The sequence below is a fragment of the Candidatus Avedoeria danica genome (genome assembly GCA_016703025.1).
Lineage (GTDB): Bacteria > Chloroflexota > Anaerolineae > Epilineales > Epilineaceae > Avedoeria > Avedoeria danica.
In genome coordinates this window covers 2157962-2175421 of the sequence record JADJCV010000004.1, presented here as the reverse complement: position 1 = coordinate 2175421, position 17460 = coordinate 2157962, and the positions used below count along the sequence as shown (strand labels likewise).

The 17460-nt window shown below is 72.9% G+C and carries 13 protein-coding genes; 3 read left to right on the top strand and 10 right to left on the bottom strand.

What is annotated here, in order from left to right:
• Window positions 1-8: 8 nt before the first annotated feature.
• Window positions 9-1307 carry a sugar transferase gene (locus tag IPG72_11805; GenBank protein ID MBK6769671.1) on the top strand — a complete coding sequence of 433 codons (1299 nt, stop codon included), beginning with the start codon at window positions 9-11 and terminating at the stop codon, window positions 1305-1307.
• Between the two features lie 30 nt (window positions 1308-1337).
• Here the strand turns inward: IPG72_11805 and IPG72_11800 are convergent, their stop codons facing one another.
• Window positions 1338-1811 carry a PaaI family thioesterase gene (locus IPG72_11800; protein ID MBK6769670.1) on the bottom strand — a complete coding sequence of 158 codons (474 nt, stop codon included), beginning with the start codon at window positions 1809-1811 and terminating at the stop codon, window positions 1338-1340.
• A gap of 14 nt (window positions 1812-1825) precedes the next feature.
• On the bottom strand, window positions 1826-3862 hold the full coding sequence (locus IPG72_11795; GenBank protein MBK6769669.1) for a CBS domain-containing protein: 2037 nt from the start codon (window positions 3860-3862) through the stop codon (window positions 1826-1828).
• Between the two features lie 181 nt (window positions 3863-4043).
• Between IPG72_11795 and IPG72_11790 the strand changes: the two genes are divergently transcribed.
• On the top strand, window positions 4044-4202 hold the full coding sequence (locus IPG72_11790) for a hypothetical protein (protein ID MBK6769668.1): 159 nt from the start codon (window positions 4044-4046) through the stop codon (window positions 4200-4202).
• On the opposite strand, the gene rimK is transcribed toward IPG72_11790, so the two are convergent.
• The 5 genes from rimK to IPG72_11765 all read right to left on the bottom strand — a co-directional run bounded on the left by rimK (window position 4203) and on the right by IPG72_11765 (window position 9879).
• Entirely contained in the window at window positions 4203-5105 is a 903-nt protein-coding gene (gene rimK, locus IPG72_11785; GenBank protein ID MBK6769667.1) for a 30S ribosomal protein S6--L-glutamate ligase, read from the bottom strand.
• Entirely contained in the window at window positions 5102-5665 is a 564-nt protein-coding gene (locus IPG72_11780) for an ATP-dependent zinc protease (GenBank protein MBK6769666.1), read from the bottom strand. Before IPG72_11780 ends, rimK begins: the two co-directional genes overlap by 4 nt.
• Before the next feature lie 298 nt (window positions 5666-5963).
• A complete protein-coding gene (locus tag IPG72_11775) occupies window positions 5964-8771 on the bottom strand; it encodes a tetratricopeptide repeat protein (GenBank protein MBK6769665.1) in 2808 nt (935 codons plus the stop codon).
• Between the two features lie 107 nt (window positions 8772-8878).
• Complete coding sequence (locus IPG72_11770) at window positions 8879-9445, bottom strand: hypothetical protein (GenBank protein MBK6769664.1); 567 nt, start codon at window positions 9443-9445, stop codon at window positions 8879-8881.
• Window positions 9442-9879, bottom strand: a complete 438-nt coding sequence (locus IPG72_11765) for a hypothetical protein (GenBank protein ID MBK6769663.1) — start codon at window positions 9877-9879, stop codon at window positions 9442-9444. The genes IPG72_11770 and IPG72_11765 overlap by 4 nt, the downstream gene beginning before the upstream one ends.
• Window positions 9880-10032: 153 nt before the next feature.
• Here IPG72_11765 and IPG72_11760 point away from each other — a divergent pair, with 153 nt between their 5' ends.
• Window positions 10033-12033 (top strand): hypothetical protein, encoded by a 2001-nt coding sequence (locus tag IPG72_11760; protein ID MBK6769662.1) that lies wholly within the window; start codon window positions 10033-10035, stop codon window positions 12031-12033.
• Here IPG72_11760 and IPG72_11755 read toward each other — a convergent pair.
• Genes IPG72_11755 through IPG72_11745 form a run of 3 tightly spaced genes read right to left on the bottom strand, consistent with a single transcriptional unit; the run spans window position 11978 to window position 17351 of the window.
• On the bottom strand, window positions 11978-14317 hold the full coding sequence (locus tag IPG72_11755; GenBank protein ID MBK6769661.1) for a hypothetical protein: 2340 nt from the start codon (window positions 14315-14317) through the stop codon (window positions 11978-11980). The two genes, IPG72_11760 and IPG72_11755, sit on opposite strands and share 56 nt — an antisense overlap.
• Window positions 14314-16962, bottom strand: a complete 2649-nt coding sequence (locus IPG72_11750) for a phospholipid carrier-dependent glycosyltransferase (GenBank protein MBK6769660.1) — start codon at window positions 16960-16962, stop codon at window positions 14314-14316. The genes IPG72_11755 and IPG72_11750 overlap by 4 nt, the downstream gene beginning before the upstream one ends.
• Complete coding sequence (locus IPG72_11745; GenBank protein ID MBK6769659.1) at window positions 16917-17351, bottom strand: GNAT family N-acetyltransferase; 435 nt, start codon at window positions 17349-17351, stop codon at window positions 16917-16919. The genes IPG72_11750 and IPG72_11745 overlap by 46 nt, the downstream gene beginning before the upstream one ends.
• Window positions 17352-17460 lie beyond the last annotated feature (109 nt).

Sequence of the window (17460 nt, the reverse complement as noted above, 5' to 3'; positions counted from 1 at the left end):
CGGGCGCCATGTCCTCTCAACGGTCCTCTCAACGGTCCTCTCAACGGTCGTCTCAACAGTCCGCTCGGCTGCCCGCCGAACCGTCCGCCGAACCCCCCGCCACCGCCGCGTCCGGGCCGAGCGGTGAGCGTGTCCGGCGGCGGCGCCGGTTTGCGCTGGCCCTGTTCCTGTACGCCGTCCTCTCGATCGTCGCATTCGGGAGCGTCTACCGATACACCCAGCGTTTGGTGCAGGTGTACGGCGGCAACATCGAGAACCTCTGGCTTCAATACGGCCTGCTCTGCGCGATCTTCATCGCCTTCGCCGTCGTCGTCGACTGGGCCGTCGGACATCTGCCGCCCCGCTTTCGGATGCAGCGCGAGAACCGCTTGCGGCTGGCGCTGCTCGGCGGGCTGACGCTGGCCGCCATCGTCGCGCTCTACCAGTCGCGCTACCCCGAGGCCGAGCTTCAGCTTGGCGTCGACAAGGGGATCGTGTACTTCGTCGTCGGCGTCCTCGGCGCGTACGCCGGCGTCCTCGCGGCCACGTGGCGGACGTACGGCCTCGTCGAAGTCATCGCCCCTCCGTCCGCCGAGATCGTCCGTCTCGTCGAGGAGGCGCACGCGCACGTCGTGCCGGCGCATCGCCTCTGGGATCACGCCAAGCGCGGCATCGACGCGGCCGCGTCGCTGACGATCCTCATCGTCAGCCTGCCGATCTCGATCCCGCTCACGATGGCGCTGTGGTGGCAGGATCCCGGTCCGCTCCTCGTGGCCAAGGTGGCGGTCCGCCAAGCCGGCAAGAGCTTCAAGCAACTCAAGCTTCGCACGATGATCAAGGACGCCGAAGCCGCCACCGGTCCCGTCCCTGCCGCGCCGACGGACGCGCGCGTGACGCGGCTCGGCGGGCTGCTGCGGCGGACGCACATCGACGAGCTGCCGCAGATGATCAACATCGCCATCGGCCAGATGAGCCTCGTCGGCCCGCGGCCCGAGCGGACGGTCTTCGTCGCCCGCCACCTGACCAACGTCCCGGGCTACGCCGAGCGCCACCGCGTCCCGCCCGGCCTGGCCGGCATGGCGCAGGTGTACGGCGACTACTACAGCACGCCGCGCGAGAAGCTGCGCTACGACCGGCTCTACATCCGCAAGCGTGGTCCGGCGCTCGACGTTCATCTCTTCCTCACCGCCGTGGCGCTGGCGTTCTTCGGCGTCCGGCCCGGCGTGCGCCATCGGCGGAGGGAGCGGCAGCGGATGCGACAGCAGGATCGGCGGTACGGGCGGGCGTACGAGGCGCTGCGGGGGGAGCGGGTCGGGGATCGTCGGTAACGACGCCTCGCCGAACCCCCGCCCAACGGCTCACCACCGATGCCAGGCCGGATGCCCCTCCCGCACCGCCACGAACACCCCGTCGCACGTCGCGCACAGCTCGCCGGCGGCGTCGAACAGCTCGCCGTGGACGTTCGCGCGGCGGTCGCTGGCGTCCGTCACCCGCGCGACCAGGTGCACCGGTCCACCGGACGGCGTCGGGCGCAGCAGCTTGATGTGGTACTCGGCGGTGACGGTGCACGGGGGCTCGGGTGTGCCGGTGCGGAGCATCAAGTGGTGGGCGGCCGTCCAGTTGCAGTGACAGTCCAGCAGCGAGCCGATGATCCCGCCGTTCAACATCCCCTCGAACGCCTCGTGCTCCTTCGCGCCCTGCCAGTCGGCGACGACGGCGTCGCCCGCGACGCGGCTCTTGATCTGCAGGCCCTTCGTGTTCGCGGGGCCGCAGCCGAAACAGATGCTGTCGGGGGCGTAGCGGTCCTGGAGGGCGATCGCTGCATCGTCCATCGACGAAGGTGCGGTCATGTGGTGTCTCCTTGCCGCTTGCGCGGGCGTCGTGGGTTCGGTTGGGCACGCGGCGCGGGCGTTCGGGCGGGCGGGGCGGGCACGGTCGCAGCGGACATCGTCGTGTCGGAGGCGACTTGGGCCAGGTGCCCCGTCAACAGGTCGCGCGCCACGGCCAGGAAATCGTACTGCGTGATCATCCCGACCAGCTGGCCGTCCTTGACGACGGGCAGCGCGCCGACGCCCCGATCGTGCATCAGCCGGATCGCATCCAACGTCGACGTTTCCGGCCCGCACGTCACGAGGTCGCGGCGCATGATATCCCGCACCGCCGGCGGCGCCGATTCGCTGCCGAGCCGGGCACGGGCAACGAGGTCGACGAGGGCACGGTAGCTGACCATGCCGATCAGGCGATGGTCGTTGTCCTCCACGGGCACGTGGCGGACGTGCTGCCAGACCATCAGGTTGGCGACGAGGTCGACGCTCTCGTCCTCGTGGACGGTGAACAGGTCGGTCGTCATGTACTGCTCGACGCGCAGGAAGTTGAACTGCCAGCCGCCGCTCTCGTCCAGCGCGGCCGGCGGCCACTCGGCCACGGGCGTCCCCTCCTCCTGGCGTTGCGCCATCGCGCCGACGAGCGCGTTCAGCCGCTCGCCCGGCGTGCCGCGCCCGGATGCGTCCAGGCCGGCCAGCGAGCGCAGCTGCCAGCGCGCGCCGTTCTGGCCGGACGTCGCCCGGCGGTGGATGATCCCGAGAAGGCGGTCGATGTCGGGCGCGTCGATCCCCGCCGCGCGCAGGCCCGACGCGGCGAGCGGCACGAGGCGGTCGGCGACGAGCTCCGCCGCCGGCACCGTCTCGCCGTCGAGCCACTGCAGCTGCGCGTTCAGGCCGTGCTGAGCGGCTTGGAAGAAGTTCGCCTTGGCGTCGGCGAACGCGATGTGGCGGCGCACGTCGTCGCAGTCGGCCGTGATCGCCGTCACGAGCCCAAGCCAGAACGCGGCGTTGGCGATCTCATCGACGACGGTCGGGCCCGACGGCAGGACGCGGTTCTCGATCCGCAGGTGCGGCTTGCCGTCCGTCACGCCGTAGCACGCACGGTTCCAGCGATACACCGTGCTGTTGTGGAGCGAGAGCGCCCGCAATCGCGGTACCCGCCCGGCGGCGAGCTCGGCGAACGGGTCCTCGTCGTGCAGCTCGCCGAGGAGGGCCCGGAAGCGCACGACGTCCTCGCGGTAGAGCTCGAGGACGCTCCGGTCCACCCAACGGTTGCCGAACGTGACGCGCGGGCTCCGCTCGCGCAGGTGGTCGGCCGAGCTGCGGGTGTCGATCGACTGCTGGAAGAGGGCGATGCGCGTCTCGTGCCACAGTCGGCGGCCGAAGAGCAGCGGCGCGTTCGCGCCGGCGGCGAGGACCGGCGCCGCGACGAGCTGGGCGACGTTGTAGGCGTTCGCGAAGCCCTCGGGGTCGACCTGGAAGTGGACCTGGAAGCTGGCGTTGCACGCCTCGAGCATGAAGCTGTCGTGCGTGACGATCAGCTCGTCGATCCCCTTGATGTGGAAGTCGAAGTGGCCGCCGCGCAGGCGGTGGAGCGCCTCGCCCAGCAGCGCGTAACGGCGCACCGGCGTCATCGCCTCCGGCCCAACGTCGCTCTTGCGCATCGTCGGCAGGCTGCCGACGAGGATCGGCCGCACGCCGAGGTCCGCGCACGCCGCGCGCAGCTGGGCGATGAGGTCGCCGAGCTGGCGCTCGAGCTGCGCGAGGGCGTCGCCCGTGAAGACCTGCGGATCGAGGTTCAGCTCGACGTTGAACAGCCCGAGCTCGGTTGTGAAGTGCACGTCATCGACGCGCGCCAGCACGTCGAGGCCCGCCAGCGCCGGACGCCACGCCGCATCGACGAGAAAGACCTCCTGCTCGGCGCCGATCCGCCGCACGCCGGTCTCGATCTGGCCGCCGTCGATCATCGCCTCGAGCGCGCGAAGGTCCGCCAGCAGGCGGCGCGTGAAGCGGCGGAGGTTGTCGCCGTCGAGCGCGTCGCTGACGTCGTGGGTGCCCATCGTGCTCCTCGAAGGGTCGCGGCGGGGCCGGTAGGATAGCGCGGCTCGGTGGATTGGGCGATGGATCGCGTGGGCGGGCGCCCGCGCCATGCGCGGCCGGATCCGCATGGCGGACGACATCGTCCGATGTCAATCGTTGCGATGTCCTGACCGGCGATGACCGCCCTGCTTCCGCCGCGCCTTGTCCCGCCGCCCCCATCGAGCTGGCTGCCGGCCGGCGGTGGCACGGCTCATCGCCGAAGGGCGCACCTACCGTCAGATCGCCGACGAGCTGTCCGTGGTCGTGAAGACGGTGGAAGAGCACGTGGGCGGTGCGATCGGCCCGATGGTGTGGGGATGATCATCCCCCGACCCGGTCGCGCGTCCGCCCGCGCCGTGCCCGCTTCTCGAGAAACTCGATGATCGCCCCGGCCACGTCGACACCGCTGGCGGCCTCGATGCCCTCGAGGCCGGGCGATGAGTTCACCTCGATGACGAGCGGACCGTGGTTGCTGCGCAGGAGGTCGACGCCGGCGACGTTCAGGCCGAGCGTCTTGCAGGCACGCACGGCGGTCGTGCGCTCGACGGGGCGCAGGCGGATCTGGCTGGCCGACCCGCCGCGGTGGAGGTTGCTGCGGAACTCGCCCTCGGGCGCCTGGCGCCGCATCGCCGCCACGACGCGCCCGCCGACGACGAACGCCCGGATGTCGGCACCGCCGGCCTCGGCGATGAACTCCTGGAGCAGAATGTTCGCGTCCAGCTGCCGGAACGCGGCGATGACCGACTCGGCCGCGTTGCGCGTTTCGGCCAGCACGACGCCCATCCCTTGCGTGCCCTCGAGCAGCTTGATGACGAACGGCGGCTTGCCGACGCTGTCGATGAGGCCCTCGATGTCCTTCGTGGCGTGGGCGAAGCCCGTGACGGGCATCCCGATTCCCTCGCGGCTCAGGAGCTGCAGGCTGCGCAGCTTGTCCCGTGAGCGCGAGATGGCCTGGGACTCGTTGGCCGCGAACACGCCCATCATCTCGAACTGGCGGACGACGGCCGTGCCGTAGAACGTGTACGTGGCGCCGATGCGAGGGATGATCGCGTCGAAGTCCAGGTTCTTGCCGCCGAGGATGACGGAAGGCTTCTGTGACGTGATGTTCATGTAGCAGCGCAGGTAGTCGACGATCTGCACCTCGTGACCGCGCGCTTCCGCCGCCTCCCTCAGCCGCGTCGTCGAGTAAAGCGCCGCGCGGCGGGACAGGATGCCGATCTTCATGGGCGACTCTCCGAGGCAGGGGCGGGCGTACGGTCCGGAGCGGGGGTGGATACGGTTACGGACTCGGCGCGGTCATGGTCGCCGTCGACGTCGCCCGTGCCGGCGAGCGCCGGATCGCGCGCGCTCTGGACGAACGACCGGCCGCTGTTCACGAGGAACCGCCGGCGGAGGGCCTGGCGGCCGAGGAGCATCCGGAAGCCCATGAGGTCGCGGCGCACCAGCGTCAGGTCGATCGAGTAGCGGTGGGATCCGATGAGAAACGTCGTGTGGATCACCGGCCGGAACGTCTTCTTGCCGCTGGATGACCGAACCCACTTCATGCCGAGCAGCGGCGCCTCGCATGTCACGGTCGTCGTGTCGTCGTCGATGATCGGATGGACCTGGAACCGTACCCAGTGCGCACCGTCGCGCTTGAAGCGCGCCACGTTCCAGGCATGCAGCGCCGACGAGCGAGCGCCCGTGTCCACCTTGACCTTCACGGCGGCGATGCCGAGCTCGGGCAGCGTCACCCATTCCCGCCAGCCGATCGTCTCGAGGGGGCGCCGCGCACGCTTTGCCAACCGCACCTCCGCCCCTTCGTCGATTACATCCCGCGCCCGTGTTCGCCCCCCCCCCCCCCCCCCCCCCCCCCCCCCCCCCCCGGGGGGCTGAGGAAGGGATGACGTAGATCACGATGGCGATGTAGACCAGGTAGAGGATGATCCATAGCCCGCCGATCGACATGAGTCCCATCGTGGAGTCCAAAGTCGTGTGCTTCCTCAATGTGCGAATCGTTCGGGCGACGCAGCCGCGCGATGATGCCAGAGCGGGCGGGCAAGAGCAACAGCCGGACCGGCCGCTCCGTGCCCGCCGCGTCGATCAGCCCTCCATCTCCGCCCCGAGCGCCAGATCCGCGACCGCCTCGGGATCCAGCGCCGCCCCCGCCGCCCAAGCCGCAGCGTACGCCGCATCACCCAGCGCGGCGCGCGCCGAGGCGACGTAGCCTTCGTGCTGCGGCGCCTCCCGCGGCGACAGCGGCGCGCCCACGCGTTCGCGGAGCGCGGCCGCGGCGCCGAGGAGTTGGGCCGCCGTGCGTGCGTCGGCGGCCGCCAACATCAGACGGGCGGTCAGCACCAGCACGCGCGACAGACCCTTCTGATCGCCCGCGCTCAGGCGCAGGCGGGCGGCGCCTGCTAGCGCGCGCCCGGCATCGTCCAGGCGGTGCTGCGCGATCGCGACCTCGCCGCGCGCCTGGCGGAGCGTGCCGAGCGTCCAGACGTCCTCCACGGCTTCCGCCAGCGGCTGGGCCTCGTCGAGCCATCGCTCGGCGCCGGTCAGGTCGCCGGAGAGGACGCACAGCCCCGCCAAATTGACCATCGTCGCGGCCATGCCCTCCCGGTCGTCGAGCCGGCGTTGGAGGGCCAGCGCGCCGGTGAAGTGCGTGCGCGCCACCTCGAGATCGGCCCGTTCGGCGCTGAGCACACCCAGGCCGTGCAGCACGCCGGCTTCGGCCTGGGCATCCCCCAAGCGGCGAGCGACGGCGAGGTTGGCTTCGCCGAGCGCCGCCGCGGTGTCGAGATCGCCCTCGTCGACGGCCACGACGCCGAGATTGTGGGTGACGCGCAACACGAGCGCGTCGTCGCCGAGCGACGAGGCCAGGGCGCGCGCCTCGCCGAGGGCTGTCCGGGCGGCGGCAAAGTCGCCCTGCAGCCAGGACAGAACGCCGAGCCCGTTGGACGCCCGCGCCCGGGCATCGCCGGCGGCGCCCGCGCCTGGGGCGGTCAGCGTCCGGCTTAGGTAGGCGCGGCCCTCCTGCAGGTGTCCGCGCAGGTACCAGTAGCGCCACAGATCCGCCGAGAGCGCAAGGGCCGCAGCGTCGTCGCCGCGCTGCAGCAGACGGTCGAGCGCGGCGCGCAGGTTCGCGTGCTCCGCGGACAGCCGCTCGAGCCAGGCCAACTGCTGACCGCCGATGATGTTCCGCCGGCCCTCCTCGGCCAATGCGGCCATGGCCGCCGCATGCCGGGCTTCCGTCGCGTCGGCCTCGCCGGCAGCCGCCAAGTGCTCGGCGGCGTACTCGGTCACGACGTGGAACATCGTGAAGCGCGCGACGTCGCCGGCGGGCACGGGCTGGATCAGGCTGTGGTCGGCCAGTGCGGCCAGCGCATCCAAGACGTCGATCGGCGCGGCGGTGCCCGCGCCATTGTCGACGCCATTGTCGACGCCCGGGTCGACGCCGGTCGCGCAGACGGTGTCGGCCAGCTCGAGCGTCCAGCCGCCGCGGAACACTGCCAGGCGCCGGAAGAGCGCCTGCTGAGCGCCCGTGAGGAGGGCGTGGCTCCAGTCGAGCGTCGCGGCCAGCGTCTGCTGGCGCGCCGGCAGGTCGCGCAGCCCGCCGCCGAGCTGCGCCAGCCGGCCCTCGAGGCGCGCCAGGAGCGCCGCCGGCGGCAGTAGGCGCACGCGGGCCGCCGCGAGTTCGATCGCCAGCGGCAGCCCGTCGAGCCGCCGGCAGATCGCGGCGACGGCGGATGCGTTTTCGGGCGTGAGCGTGAAATCGGCGGACATCGCCTGGGCGCGGTCCACGAAGAGCATCACCGCCGGGCTGCGCGCGATCGCCGCGGCGCCGAAGTCGTCGACGGCGTCGAATGGGCGACCCGCATGGCTGTCCGCGCCAGCGACGTCGTGGCCTTCGCTTTCGTCCTCCTCGTTCGCCCCATCCGCTCCATCCGCTCCGGGCAGGCCGAGTGGCCCGACGGCGTACTCGTGCTCGCCGCGGACGCGCAGCGGGGCGCGGCTCGTGACAAGGAGCGTGAGGTGGGCACATGCTTCGAGGAGGGCCGCGAGGGCCGGGCCGACGGCCAGCACTTGTTCCACGTTGTCGAGGACGGCAAGCATGTGCCGCGTCGCCAGCCGTGCCGCCAGCGTCGCCGCCAGCGGCGCGCTGCCGCCCTCGGACACGCCCACGGCGGCGGCCAGCGCGGGAAGGACGAGCGTCGGATCGTGGACGGCGGCCAGCGGCACGAAGAATGCGCCGTCCGGGAAGCCGTCGAGCGCGTCGGCGGCCAGCTGGAGCGCCAGGCGCGACTTGCCGATGCCGCCCGGGCCGGTCAGCGTGACGAGGCGTACGTCGTTGCGGGCCAGCAGCGCGTTCACTGCCGCGAGATCGTCGGACCGGTCGATGAGCGGTGTCAGCGCCTGGGGCAGGTTGTTCGGGTGGGCGTCCAGCGTCTTCAGTGCCGGGAACGCGCCAGGCAGACCGTCGACGTCCGCTTGGAACACTTCCTCCGGCGCGAGGAGGTCGCGCAGCCGATGGGTGCCGAGCGAGTGCAGCGCCACCCCCGGCGGCACGTCGTCGCGCACGAGCAGCGCTGCGGCCTGGCTGAGCAGGATCTGGCCGCCGTGGCCGGCCGCCATCAGCCGCGCCAGCCGGTTCAGGCACGGCGCCACGTAGTCGCCGCGGTGCGGTGCGGCTTCGCCGGCGTGGAGGGCCATGCGAACGGACACCGGCCCGTCCGGTCCCCAGGACGCGGCACCGAGGCCGCGCTGGGCCTCGACCGCGGCGGCGAGCGCGTCGGGCGCGGCAGCGAACGCGGCTTGCATGGCGTCGCCGACGCGCTTGAACCAGACGCCGTCGTGGCGGCGGATCGCGCCCTCGAGGACGGCGTCGTGCTGCGCCAGGGCGGCCCGCATCGCGTCCGCGTCCCGCTCCCAGCGCGCCGTGCTGCCCTGGATGTCGGTGAAGAGGAACGCGACGGTGCCGGTCGGCCACGCGCTGCCGGCCGCGTATTGCCCGGCCGTCAGAGGACGAGCTCCGCCAGCAGCCCGGCCGCCAGTAGCGTGAGCCCGACGAGGACGAGGAAGGATGCCCGGTTGAAGGTGCGCAGCTTGGCCTGGGTGATGACGGCATTGGCCACGATCTGCCCGGCCAGCGCGGCGTGCAACGGGTGCGCTGTCGGATCGTACGCCGTGTCGCCGCCGTAGCGCCGGGCGACCTCGGCGGCAAGCTCCGTGGGGGTGTAGGCGGCCAGGTGCCCGGAGTACAGGAGGTTGTCGTCGGGCGCGCCCGACGGCGGGCGGGCGGGGCGAATCCTGGGCGCGCTCTGCGGTCGGAACGAAAGAACCGCCGTCGCAAGCGCGCCGAGAAAGGCGAGCTCGGATGCCCCGAAGGCGGCGACGGCCGGCAGCGGCATCCCATCGGCGCCGCGAAGGAGCCCGATCATGGCGCCGCTGGCGGTGCCGGTGAGGGCGCTGATCGCCAAGTTCTTGGCCTCGGCGAACTTGAGCCAGCTGTCGACGCGGTCGAGGATGTCGGCCAGCAGCTCGCCCGTCGGCACGGCATCGGCGGGGGGCGCACCCTTGGTCATGCGGCCGGCGGCCAGAACCGCGTGAGGAGGTCGTCCGCCAGGGGCACCATGAGGACCGTGATGGACAGGACCGTCGGGGCGATGGCCGGATCGAGGCCGGCGAGGTCGGTGCCGGCGGCCGTCACGCTGGACGCCCAGCCGGCGAAGGCGAGGCCCGTCAGGACGTAGTAGTACCACGGACCGGTCTTGCCCTGCTCGCGCATCCGCGTCGCAAGCGTGTAGCCCAGCGTCGCCGCCAGGCCGATGCCGAACACCGTCCAGTGCCAGCGCTCGGCGTTGGCGGGCAGGTTGGCGTACGTGGGCACGAAGAACGCCAGCACCTCGGCCGGGACGTACTTCGTCAGCTTGCTCAGGTAGGCGTCGTTGTCGCCGCCGTCCACATCGGCCGTCCGGACGTGGGCCGGGTCGCTGGCGTAGACGATCGCTCGGGGCATAGGGGAGCCTCCAGGATGGGCGTCGGTTGTGGGGGGCGAGTGTAGGCCCGCGGGCGGGCCATCGCAACCCGGGTTGGAACCGATCTGTCGCCCGCCCGTGTCGCAACGAGCGGCCCCCGCTCGACGACCCGCGCACACCGAGGAACGCCGCCGATGACTGCCGCCCGACCCCGTTTGATCGCGCGCCACGCACCCCTGGCCGTCGTCGTCGCGCTCTACCTCTGCCTCGCCGCCGCGTACGCCTGGCGCGTGCCGATCCTCGAGGGCGCCGACGAGCACGGGCACGCATCGTACATCGACTTCGTGGCGGCCCGGCACGCGCTGCCGCCGATCGGGACGGTCTGGGAATCCGTCCAACCGCCGCTGTACTACGTCATCGCCGCCGCGATGAACGGCGCGGCCGGCGGCCGGTCGTTGGTGCCGCGGACGCTGCGGTTGAACGACGGGTTCCGGTTCGACGACCCGTCGTCCGCCGACGCATACGATCCGCGCAGCTACGACCCTGCGGATGCCCGCCCCGCCCGCCGCCTGCGCCTCCTCTCCACGCTCTTCGGCGCCGCGACCCTCGTGCTGATCTACGCCGCCGCCCTCGCCGCCGGCCGCGGCCGCCGCTCGATCGCCCTGGCCGCCGCGGCGCTGCCGGCGCTCACGCCGATGTTCGCCCACCACAACGCCGTCCTCACGAACGACGCCCTCGCGACGACGTGGTGCGCGCTCCTGACCTGGCAGCTCGTGCGATCGATCACCGGCGACCGCCTGGCGGGCGATCGGACGGCCCGTGACGGCCCATTGGGCGGCCGCCCGACCAGCGATCGCCCGTCGATGACGCCTGCCATGCGCATGGGCATCGTCGCCGGTGTCGGGATGTGGACGAAATACACGATGGCCCCGGTCGCGGCCGCGGCCGGACTCGTCCTGATCCTGCTGCCGGGCACACGCCGCGTGCGGCTGTCGCGCACGCTGCACTTCACCCTGGCCGCCCTGGCGGTTTCAGGTCCGTGGCTGGCGTGGAACACGTGGCGCTACGGCGATCCGCTGGCCGGCGCCGCGATGCGGCGAGCGCACGCCGTGCTTGCCGTCGACGCGTCGCCGCTGGCGCTGACCGCCGACCCGGCATTTCTGTGGGGGGTCTTCATCTCGTACTGGGGCAAGATCGGCTCGATGACGGTGCCGCTGCACGTCGATGCGTACGCCTTCTTCGGCTTGTTGACCGTGCTCGGCGTCCTCGGACTGCCGCCGGCGATTCGCCGTCGCACCGTTGACCGCGGCAGCGCCGCCGCGCTCGGCCTGATCGTGGGCGTGACGTGGTGCGCGTTCCTGGCGCACAACGCGCGGTTGTCCGCGGCCCAGGGGCGCCTGCTGTTCCCGGCGCTGCCGGCGATCTCGACGCTGCTGGCGGCGGGCTGGGCGGGTGTGCAGGATGCTGTGGTTGCGGCGTGGGCAACGGGGTCCAACCGGATGGCAGCCCGCGCCCCGATCGCTCGGCATCTCTCCCTCCGGGCTCTCCGGGTTCTCCAGGCCCCGATCGCCCGCCGGTTCTGTCGCGCCCTGCCCGTCGCCGCGCTGGTCGCCGGCCTCATGGCGATCAACCTCCAGACACTGGCCGGTCCGGTGCAGTTCGCCTTTCACGACGCACCGGCCGCGCGCGGTCGCCCGGCGGTGGCAGGCACGGTGGACGAGCGCCCGCGTTCGACCGGCGACGACCGCTCGGCGCTGGCCGCAAGCGCCCGTGACGTCGCCTCGGCGGGCATCCGCGCCAAGGCGCGGCCGGCGCCGCGGCCGCAACGGCGGCCCCGCGCCGAAAACCCGCCAGCGCGCGGTCCGACCGTTCGCCCGGCGCCGCTCGATCCGTCCGAACCGGCGGTCGCGCAGGCCGCCGCGGCCGCGGGACCGCCGGGCGGCGGGGCGCCGCGCCGCGACGGCCACCGCACCGGCAACCGACGGCCCAAGCCGACCCCGCCGAGCGGTGTCGGGCCGGGCGGCGAGGGCTCGGTCGACGACCGGGCCGTTCCGCCCCGGCGTCACGAGCCGAACGGCGACGGCCCGTTCCCCGAGACGACCGCGGAGGCGTTCCGGAGCGAGGGCCCGGCGTCGGCGATCAGCCCCGCCGTGCCAACGCCCGAGCCGCCCCCGCCAGCAGCACCGCCCACATGACGGCCGCCAGCGCGAGGCCGAGGCGCCAGCCGCGCGGCCGGTAGCGCAGCTCGAGGACGTGCGCACCGGCGTCGACGGCGACGGCGCGGAAGAGGAAGTCGGCGCGCAGCATCGGCGCCGGTGCGCCGTCGATTGTGGCCCGCCAGTCCGGGTGCCAGACGTCGGTTAGAACGACGAAGGTCGGCCGGCGGACGTCGACGCGGAGGGTGATCCGGTCGGGGCCGTATGCGTCGACGACGACCGGGCTTGCGGCGGCAGCGGGGGGATCGGTGGGATCGTCGGGGCGTTCGTCGGCCTGCGCCGTCGCATCCGCTTCGACGTCGGCCGCGACGAAGACGACGGACGTGCGTGGATCGTGCGCCGGATCCCGCAGGCGGTCGAATGCCGCGAGGTCGTCGCGTGCGACGTGGGTGTGGGTGACGAGGCGGATGCGGGGCAGCGCGCCGTCATTGCGCCAGATGTCGACGGCGGCGTCGCCGGTGAAGGCCTTGGTCCACCGGCCGGCGTCGCTCGGGGCCGCGCCCTTGTCCGTCAGGCACCAGCCGACGCCGAACAGGTTGTAGAGCGGCGACCCGCGGTGCTGCAGGCCGTCCATCGCGAAGCTGTACGTCCCGAGCCGGGACGGGTTGTAGACGCCGCCGAGGCTGTAGAGGCCCCAGAGCTGGGCCGAGCCGGGCTGCCACGCGCCGGAGGCTTCGTCGATTCGCGGCGGGAGGTCGGCGGCGCCGGGCGCGAACGTCGCGCCGTTGGCGGCCAGCCAGTCCTTGGCGGTCGTGCGCCAGTAGCCGGCGGTCGGGTCGTTGCGGTCGATCTCGACTCGGGCGCCGAGGGCGACGAGGTCGATGGCGGCAACGAGGACGAGGAGCGGACCGGTTGCCGCGGCCAAGCAGCGCCATCGTGCGGATGGACCGGTCGACGACCGGGACGTCGCGGTGCGGGCGACGCGGGCGATGACGGCCGCCGCGCCGGCCGCTGCCAGCCACGCCAGCGCGAAGTCGACGAGCACGAGGTAGCGCGCCGGCGCGCGGAACGGCAGGTGGAGCGGGGCGATCAGCCAGCGGTGCACCGGCGTCGCGGGGCCGAGGGCGACGAGGAGGGCGACGATCGCCAGGGCGGCGAAGAATGGGACGTCCCCGATTCCGTGGGGACGGGTCCCGGTGCCCGCCTTCCGCCTCGCCATGCGACGCCGGCCACCCCACATCGCAACGATCGCCAGAGCGAGGGGCACGACACCGACGTAGCCCACCTCGACGCGGTCCCAATCGCCGTGGAAGCCTGCCGCGCCCCGCCCCCACCACCACGGCGCGACGAGCCCGACGAGCGCGCGCGGCGGCAGGCTGTACTGGACCGACGTGGCGGTTTCGTACGTCGCGCGGACCGTCGCCGGTCGGAGCGCGAGCGTGGGCAACAGGGCGGGGGCGGCGAGGGCGAAGGCGGTGGCGCCGACGATGGCCAGGGCGGCGAGGGGCCACCAGCGGCGGTCGGTGGCGGCGCGCCAGAGGGCGTAGAGGGCGACGGCGAGGGCGCAGAGGAATGTGGCCTGGGCGTGGCCGGCGAGGGCGCTGAGGGCGAGGGACAGGGCGGCGAGTGCGAGCCAGCCAGGCGAGCGATTCATCGACCCGATACGGGAGACATGCGCCGGGCCGTGGGCAGGGGCGGGTCTCAGGCCCGCCCCTGCGCGGACCGCAATCGGAGGTTCGCACGCGCGGTGGAGGCCGAGGAGGGCGAGGGGGAGCCAGCTGGCGGCGGCGTTGAAGTTCAGGTTGCCGATGTGGGTGAGGAAAACGTCGTTCAGCATCCAGGCGACGGCACCGACGAGGGCCGGCGTTGGCGCGAAGCCCGCCGTTGAGCCTGGGTCGGTTGCGTCGCGGCGTCGCCAAAGCCGCAGGCATGCGTACATCGCGACGCCGGTGAAGAGCATGTGGCCAATGACGAGCCATTGCAGATCGCGGTAGCTGAAGGCCGGTTTGAGGACGTAGAGCAGCCAGAGCGGCGGGTAGAGGAGGCCGGACTGGTTGTCGGCCAGCAGCGGTGCGCCGGCGTACTGGTGGGGGTTCCACAGCGGCAGGTCGCCGGCGGCGATGCGGCCCGCGGCGAAGCGGTACATCGGCCAGAGGAACGAGGCGAGGTCGCCGCCGCCTTGGGGGAGCCAGTAGCGGGCGGAGAGGACGGGGGCGAAGAAGGCGGCGACGATGACGGCCAGCGCGGCCAGGGAGCGGGCGTCGGACCCCAGCGCGGTACGTAGCATGCCGTCGGGCGAGCTCGTTGGGCGTCGCGCGGTCATGGGTCGCTGCGCACGTCGATGGTCAGCGCGTGGACCGAATCGTCCGTCCAGCGCCGGCCGGCGGCATCGATCGCGGCGAGCCGTGGCGCGTCGTCTGCCGGCTTGTAGAGGCCGAGGCGCAGGGCGAAGCGATCCCCCGGCCGTGCCCCGTCGGGCAGCCGGAACGCGACGAAGGAGTCGACGTCTTCGCCGGCGCGCCAGTACGACGTCGGGTAGCGCGCACCGGCGGACGGCGCGCTGTCGAACGGCGACACAAGGGCACCGTCGGCGTCCACGAGATGAACGAAGAGGGACAGATCCTCTGTCGGCGGCTCGATGACGTGCCACCGGATGGCCACGCGATGCGCGGCGTCGCTGCCCGGCGGAACGACGACACTGCGCATGCGGATCCCGCCACCGGCCGCAAACAGGCCGCCCTCCGCGTCCGCATCGCCGCCGGTTCGTCCATCGACCCGCAGTTCGATCCGGTCGTCGAATACGGCCAGCGGTGCGCTGGCGTCGGGCCGGCGTGCGCCGCCGGCCGCGACCGTGTCGAGCGCGATGTCCACGGCCGCGACGCCGTCTCCGCCGTCGGGCCGCTCCGCCGGCCAGCTGCGCCCGGCTGCGGGTTCATAGACGCTGGCCACCAGCCGGGCGAGCACGGACTGCGGACCGACGACGCCGGGCAACGCCGTGGCCGCCGGCGGCACCGGCAGCGTCCTCTTGTCGACGTACAGGGCGTCGGACGGCGGCAGCAAGGCGAACGGCGCGTTCCCGCGGCCCGGGTAGCTCAGGCTGGCGTCGCTGGCCACGGTGCGCCACGCGCCCGGATCGTCGCTCGCAGCGACCTCCTGATCGAACCGCAGCGCGACGAACCCGTCGCGCTCCACCGCCCGCCGCACGCGCCAGTAGAGCGTCACCTCGACCGCCGCCCCGGTCGCCGCCCGTCGCGGCGTGCGCATCGCCACGAGCTCGACCGCTTCGTCGAACACGACGCCGATCGGCACCGCGTCGGCCGGCAGCGCGCTCGCCGCGATCGTCGCCGGTCGGGCGTAGGCCGGGCGGATGACGCCGACGAGGGCACCGACGGCCAGCGCCGCCATCGTGCCGGAGACGGCCAGCGCGAGGGTGCGGTCGCCCACGCGCCGTGCCGGCAGGAGGGCGCGCCAGCCGAGGACGAGAAGGACGGCGGGGGCGGCGATGGCGGGGAAGAGCAGGCGTCCGTGGGCGCCCTTGGCGATCAGCATCCAGCGCAGGAGGCTGGCAAACGTGACGAGCCACCACAGGGCCAGCAGCACCACGGCGTGCCGGTCCGTCGGCAGAACGCGCGCGTATGGCTGGGGCGCCCTGCGCCGACGCCGCTCGTCGCCCCACGCGCGCCAGCCGCCGATGGCCGCCGCGGCCGCCGCGACGCCGATGAGTACATAAACCCAAGTGGGCATGAGGATGGTGAACCAGCCGAACAGCCCCCAGCTCGACAGCCACATCCCGTTCAGTTCGCCCGGCAGCCCGCGGAGGAAGCGCGCCACGTTCAAGTCGCGGCGCAGCTCCGGCGGGAGCATGATGTTCAGGCCGGTCAGCGAGCCATAGAGGTCGATGTTCCGCACGTACCACCAGCCGGCCAGGGCGACGCAGGCGATCGCCACGCCTACGGCCGTCGCACCAAGCTGTCGCGCCTCGCCGCGCGCGCCGGCGGCGTACCGGCGCCAGGCGGTCCACAGCAGCGCGGCGACGACGAACGCGGCCAGCGCCAGCCCGGTGAGCTTGGCCAGCGGCGCCAGGCCGACGACCAAGGCGAGGGCGATGGCGGCTGCATGGGCGCGGCGCGGGCCGGGGGGGGCGACGCGCGGGGGCGAAGTCGGCGGGATGGCCGGCCGGCCGTCGCCGGCGAGGACGCGCAGGAGCAGTGCGAGGGCGACCGCGGCGATGGCGTTCATCGCGTTGTCGTTCGAGACCGTCGAGGACAGGTGGATGTACTGCGGGTTGAGGGCGACGAGGGCGAGGGCGGCGACGGCGAGCCAGCGGCGGAGGGCGAACACGCGGGTGAAGATCGTCCACAGGGCGATGAGGGTCAGGAGGCCGAGGAGGGTCGAGGCGAAGCGGATGAAGTGGACAGCGCCGGCGTACCCGCGCGCTTGGTGCGTGGCACTGTCGATGAACCGATTCTCGTTGCCGACGACGGCCGGCCGACCCATCGAGTTCTGGTGGTTGTAGGTGAGCGCCTCATCGGGGTATGCGCATGGCGTGCGTGGTTCGCGGAACGTGTCGAGGTCGGGTTCAAGCCACTCGAGCCCGACGAGCGAATGCACCAGCGCGTAGTACAACGGCGGCTGGCTGCCCTCCTGTTCCCACAGCCCACGGCTCTCCGCGTCGGCCTGCTGCACGGGCAGCGTGCCGGTGCAGTACACGTGCTTGGCGTAGAAGTAGTGCGTGCTCTCGTCGGCGCCCTCGAACGGTGGGACGGCGGCGTTGTAGGCGACGGCGAGCGCGGTGAAGGTAAGCAGGAGAACGGCAGCGGCCGCCGTCGTCGCGGACGGGCGCCACCGTCGCGTCTCCGTCGGCAGTGGGGACGTCGATATCGCGCCGGACAGCGAGGCTCCGCGCCCGGTCGGCTCCGCCGTCACGCGTCCGGCGCCGGCGGCAGTCGCCGCGGGAGGATCCAGCACGACGGGTGCGCTTCCATGCCGATGTGCGGGTAGTACGTCCGCGCGCCGGGCGCGGCCAGGAGGATCAGGCTGGACGTCGGCGGGACGGCGGCGTGGGTGCGGGCGATGAGGGCGCGGCCGATGCCGCGGCCCTGGTAGGCGGCGTCGACGCCGAGGTCGGCGAGGTAGGTGCAGTACGTGAAGTCGGTGATGCTCCGCGCCACGCCGACGAGCACGCCGTCTGCGGCGCGGGCGGTGACGATGATGTCGGCGTGGGCGAGCATGCCGGCGATGATCTCGGCCGCATGGATGGGGCGGCGCGGGGCGAGGGTCGAGCGCACGAGGACGTCGACGAACTCGGCCGGCGTCAAGTCGGGCTCGATCGCGTACTGGATTTCGGCGTCGTCGATGCTCACGGTCGTCACCAGGTCTAGTCCCCGAAGGGGACTTTGTCATGAACGAGCCCACCCCTTCAGGGGCAGGCCGGTCGCCGCTCACCGCTTGCGGTCGGCACTTCAG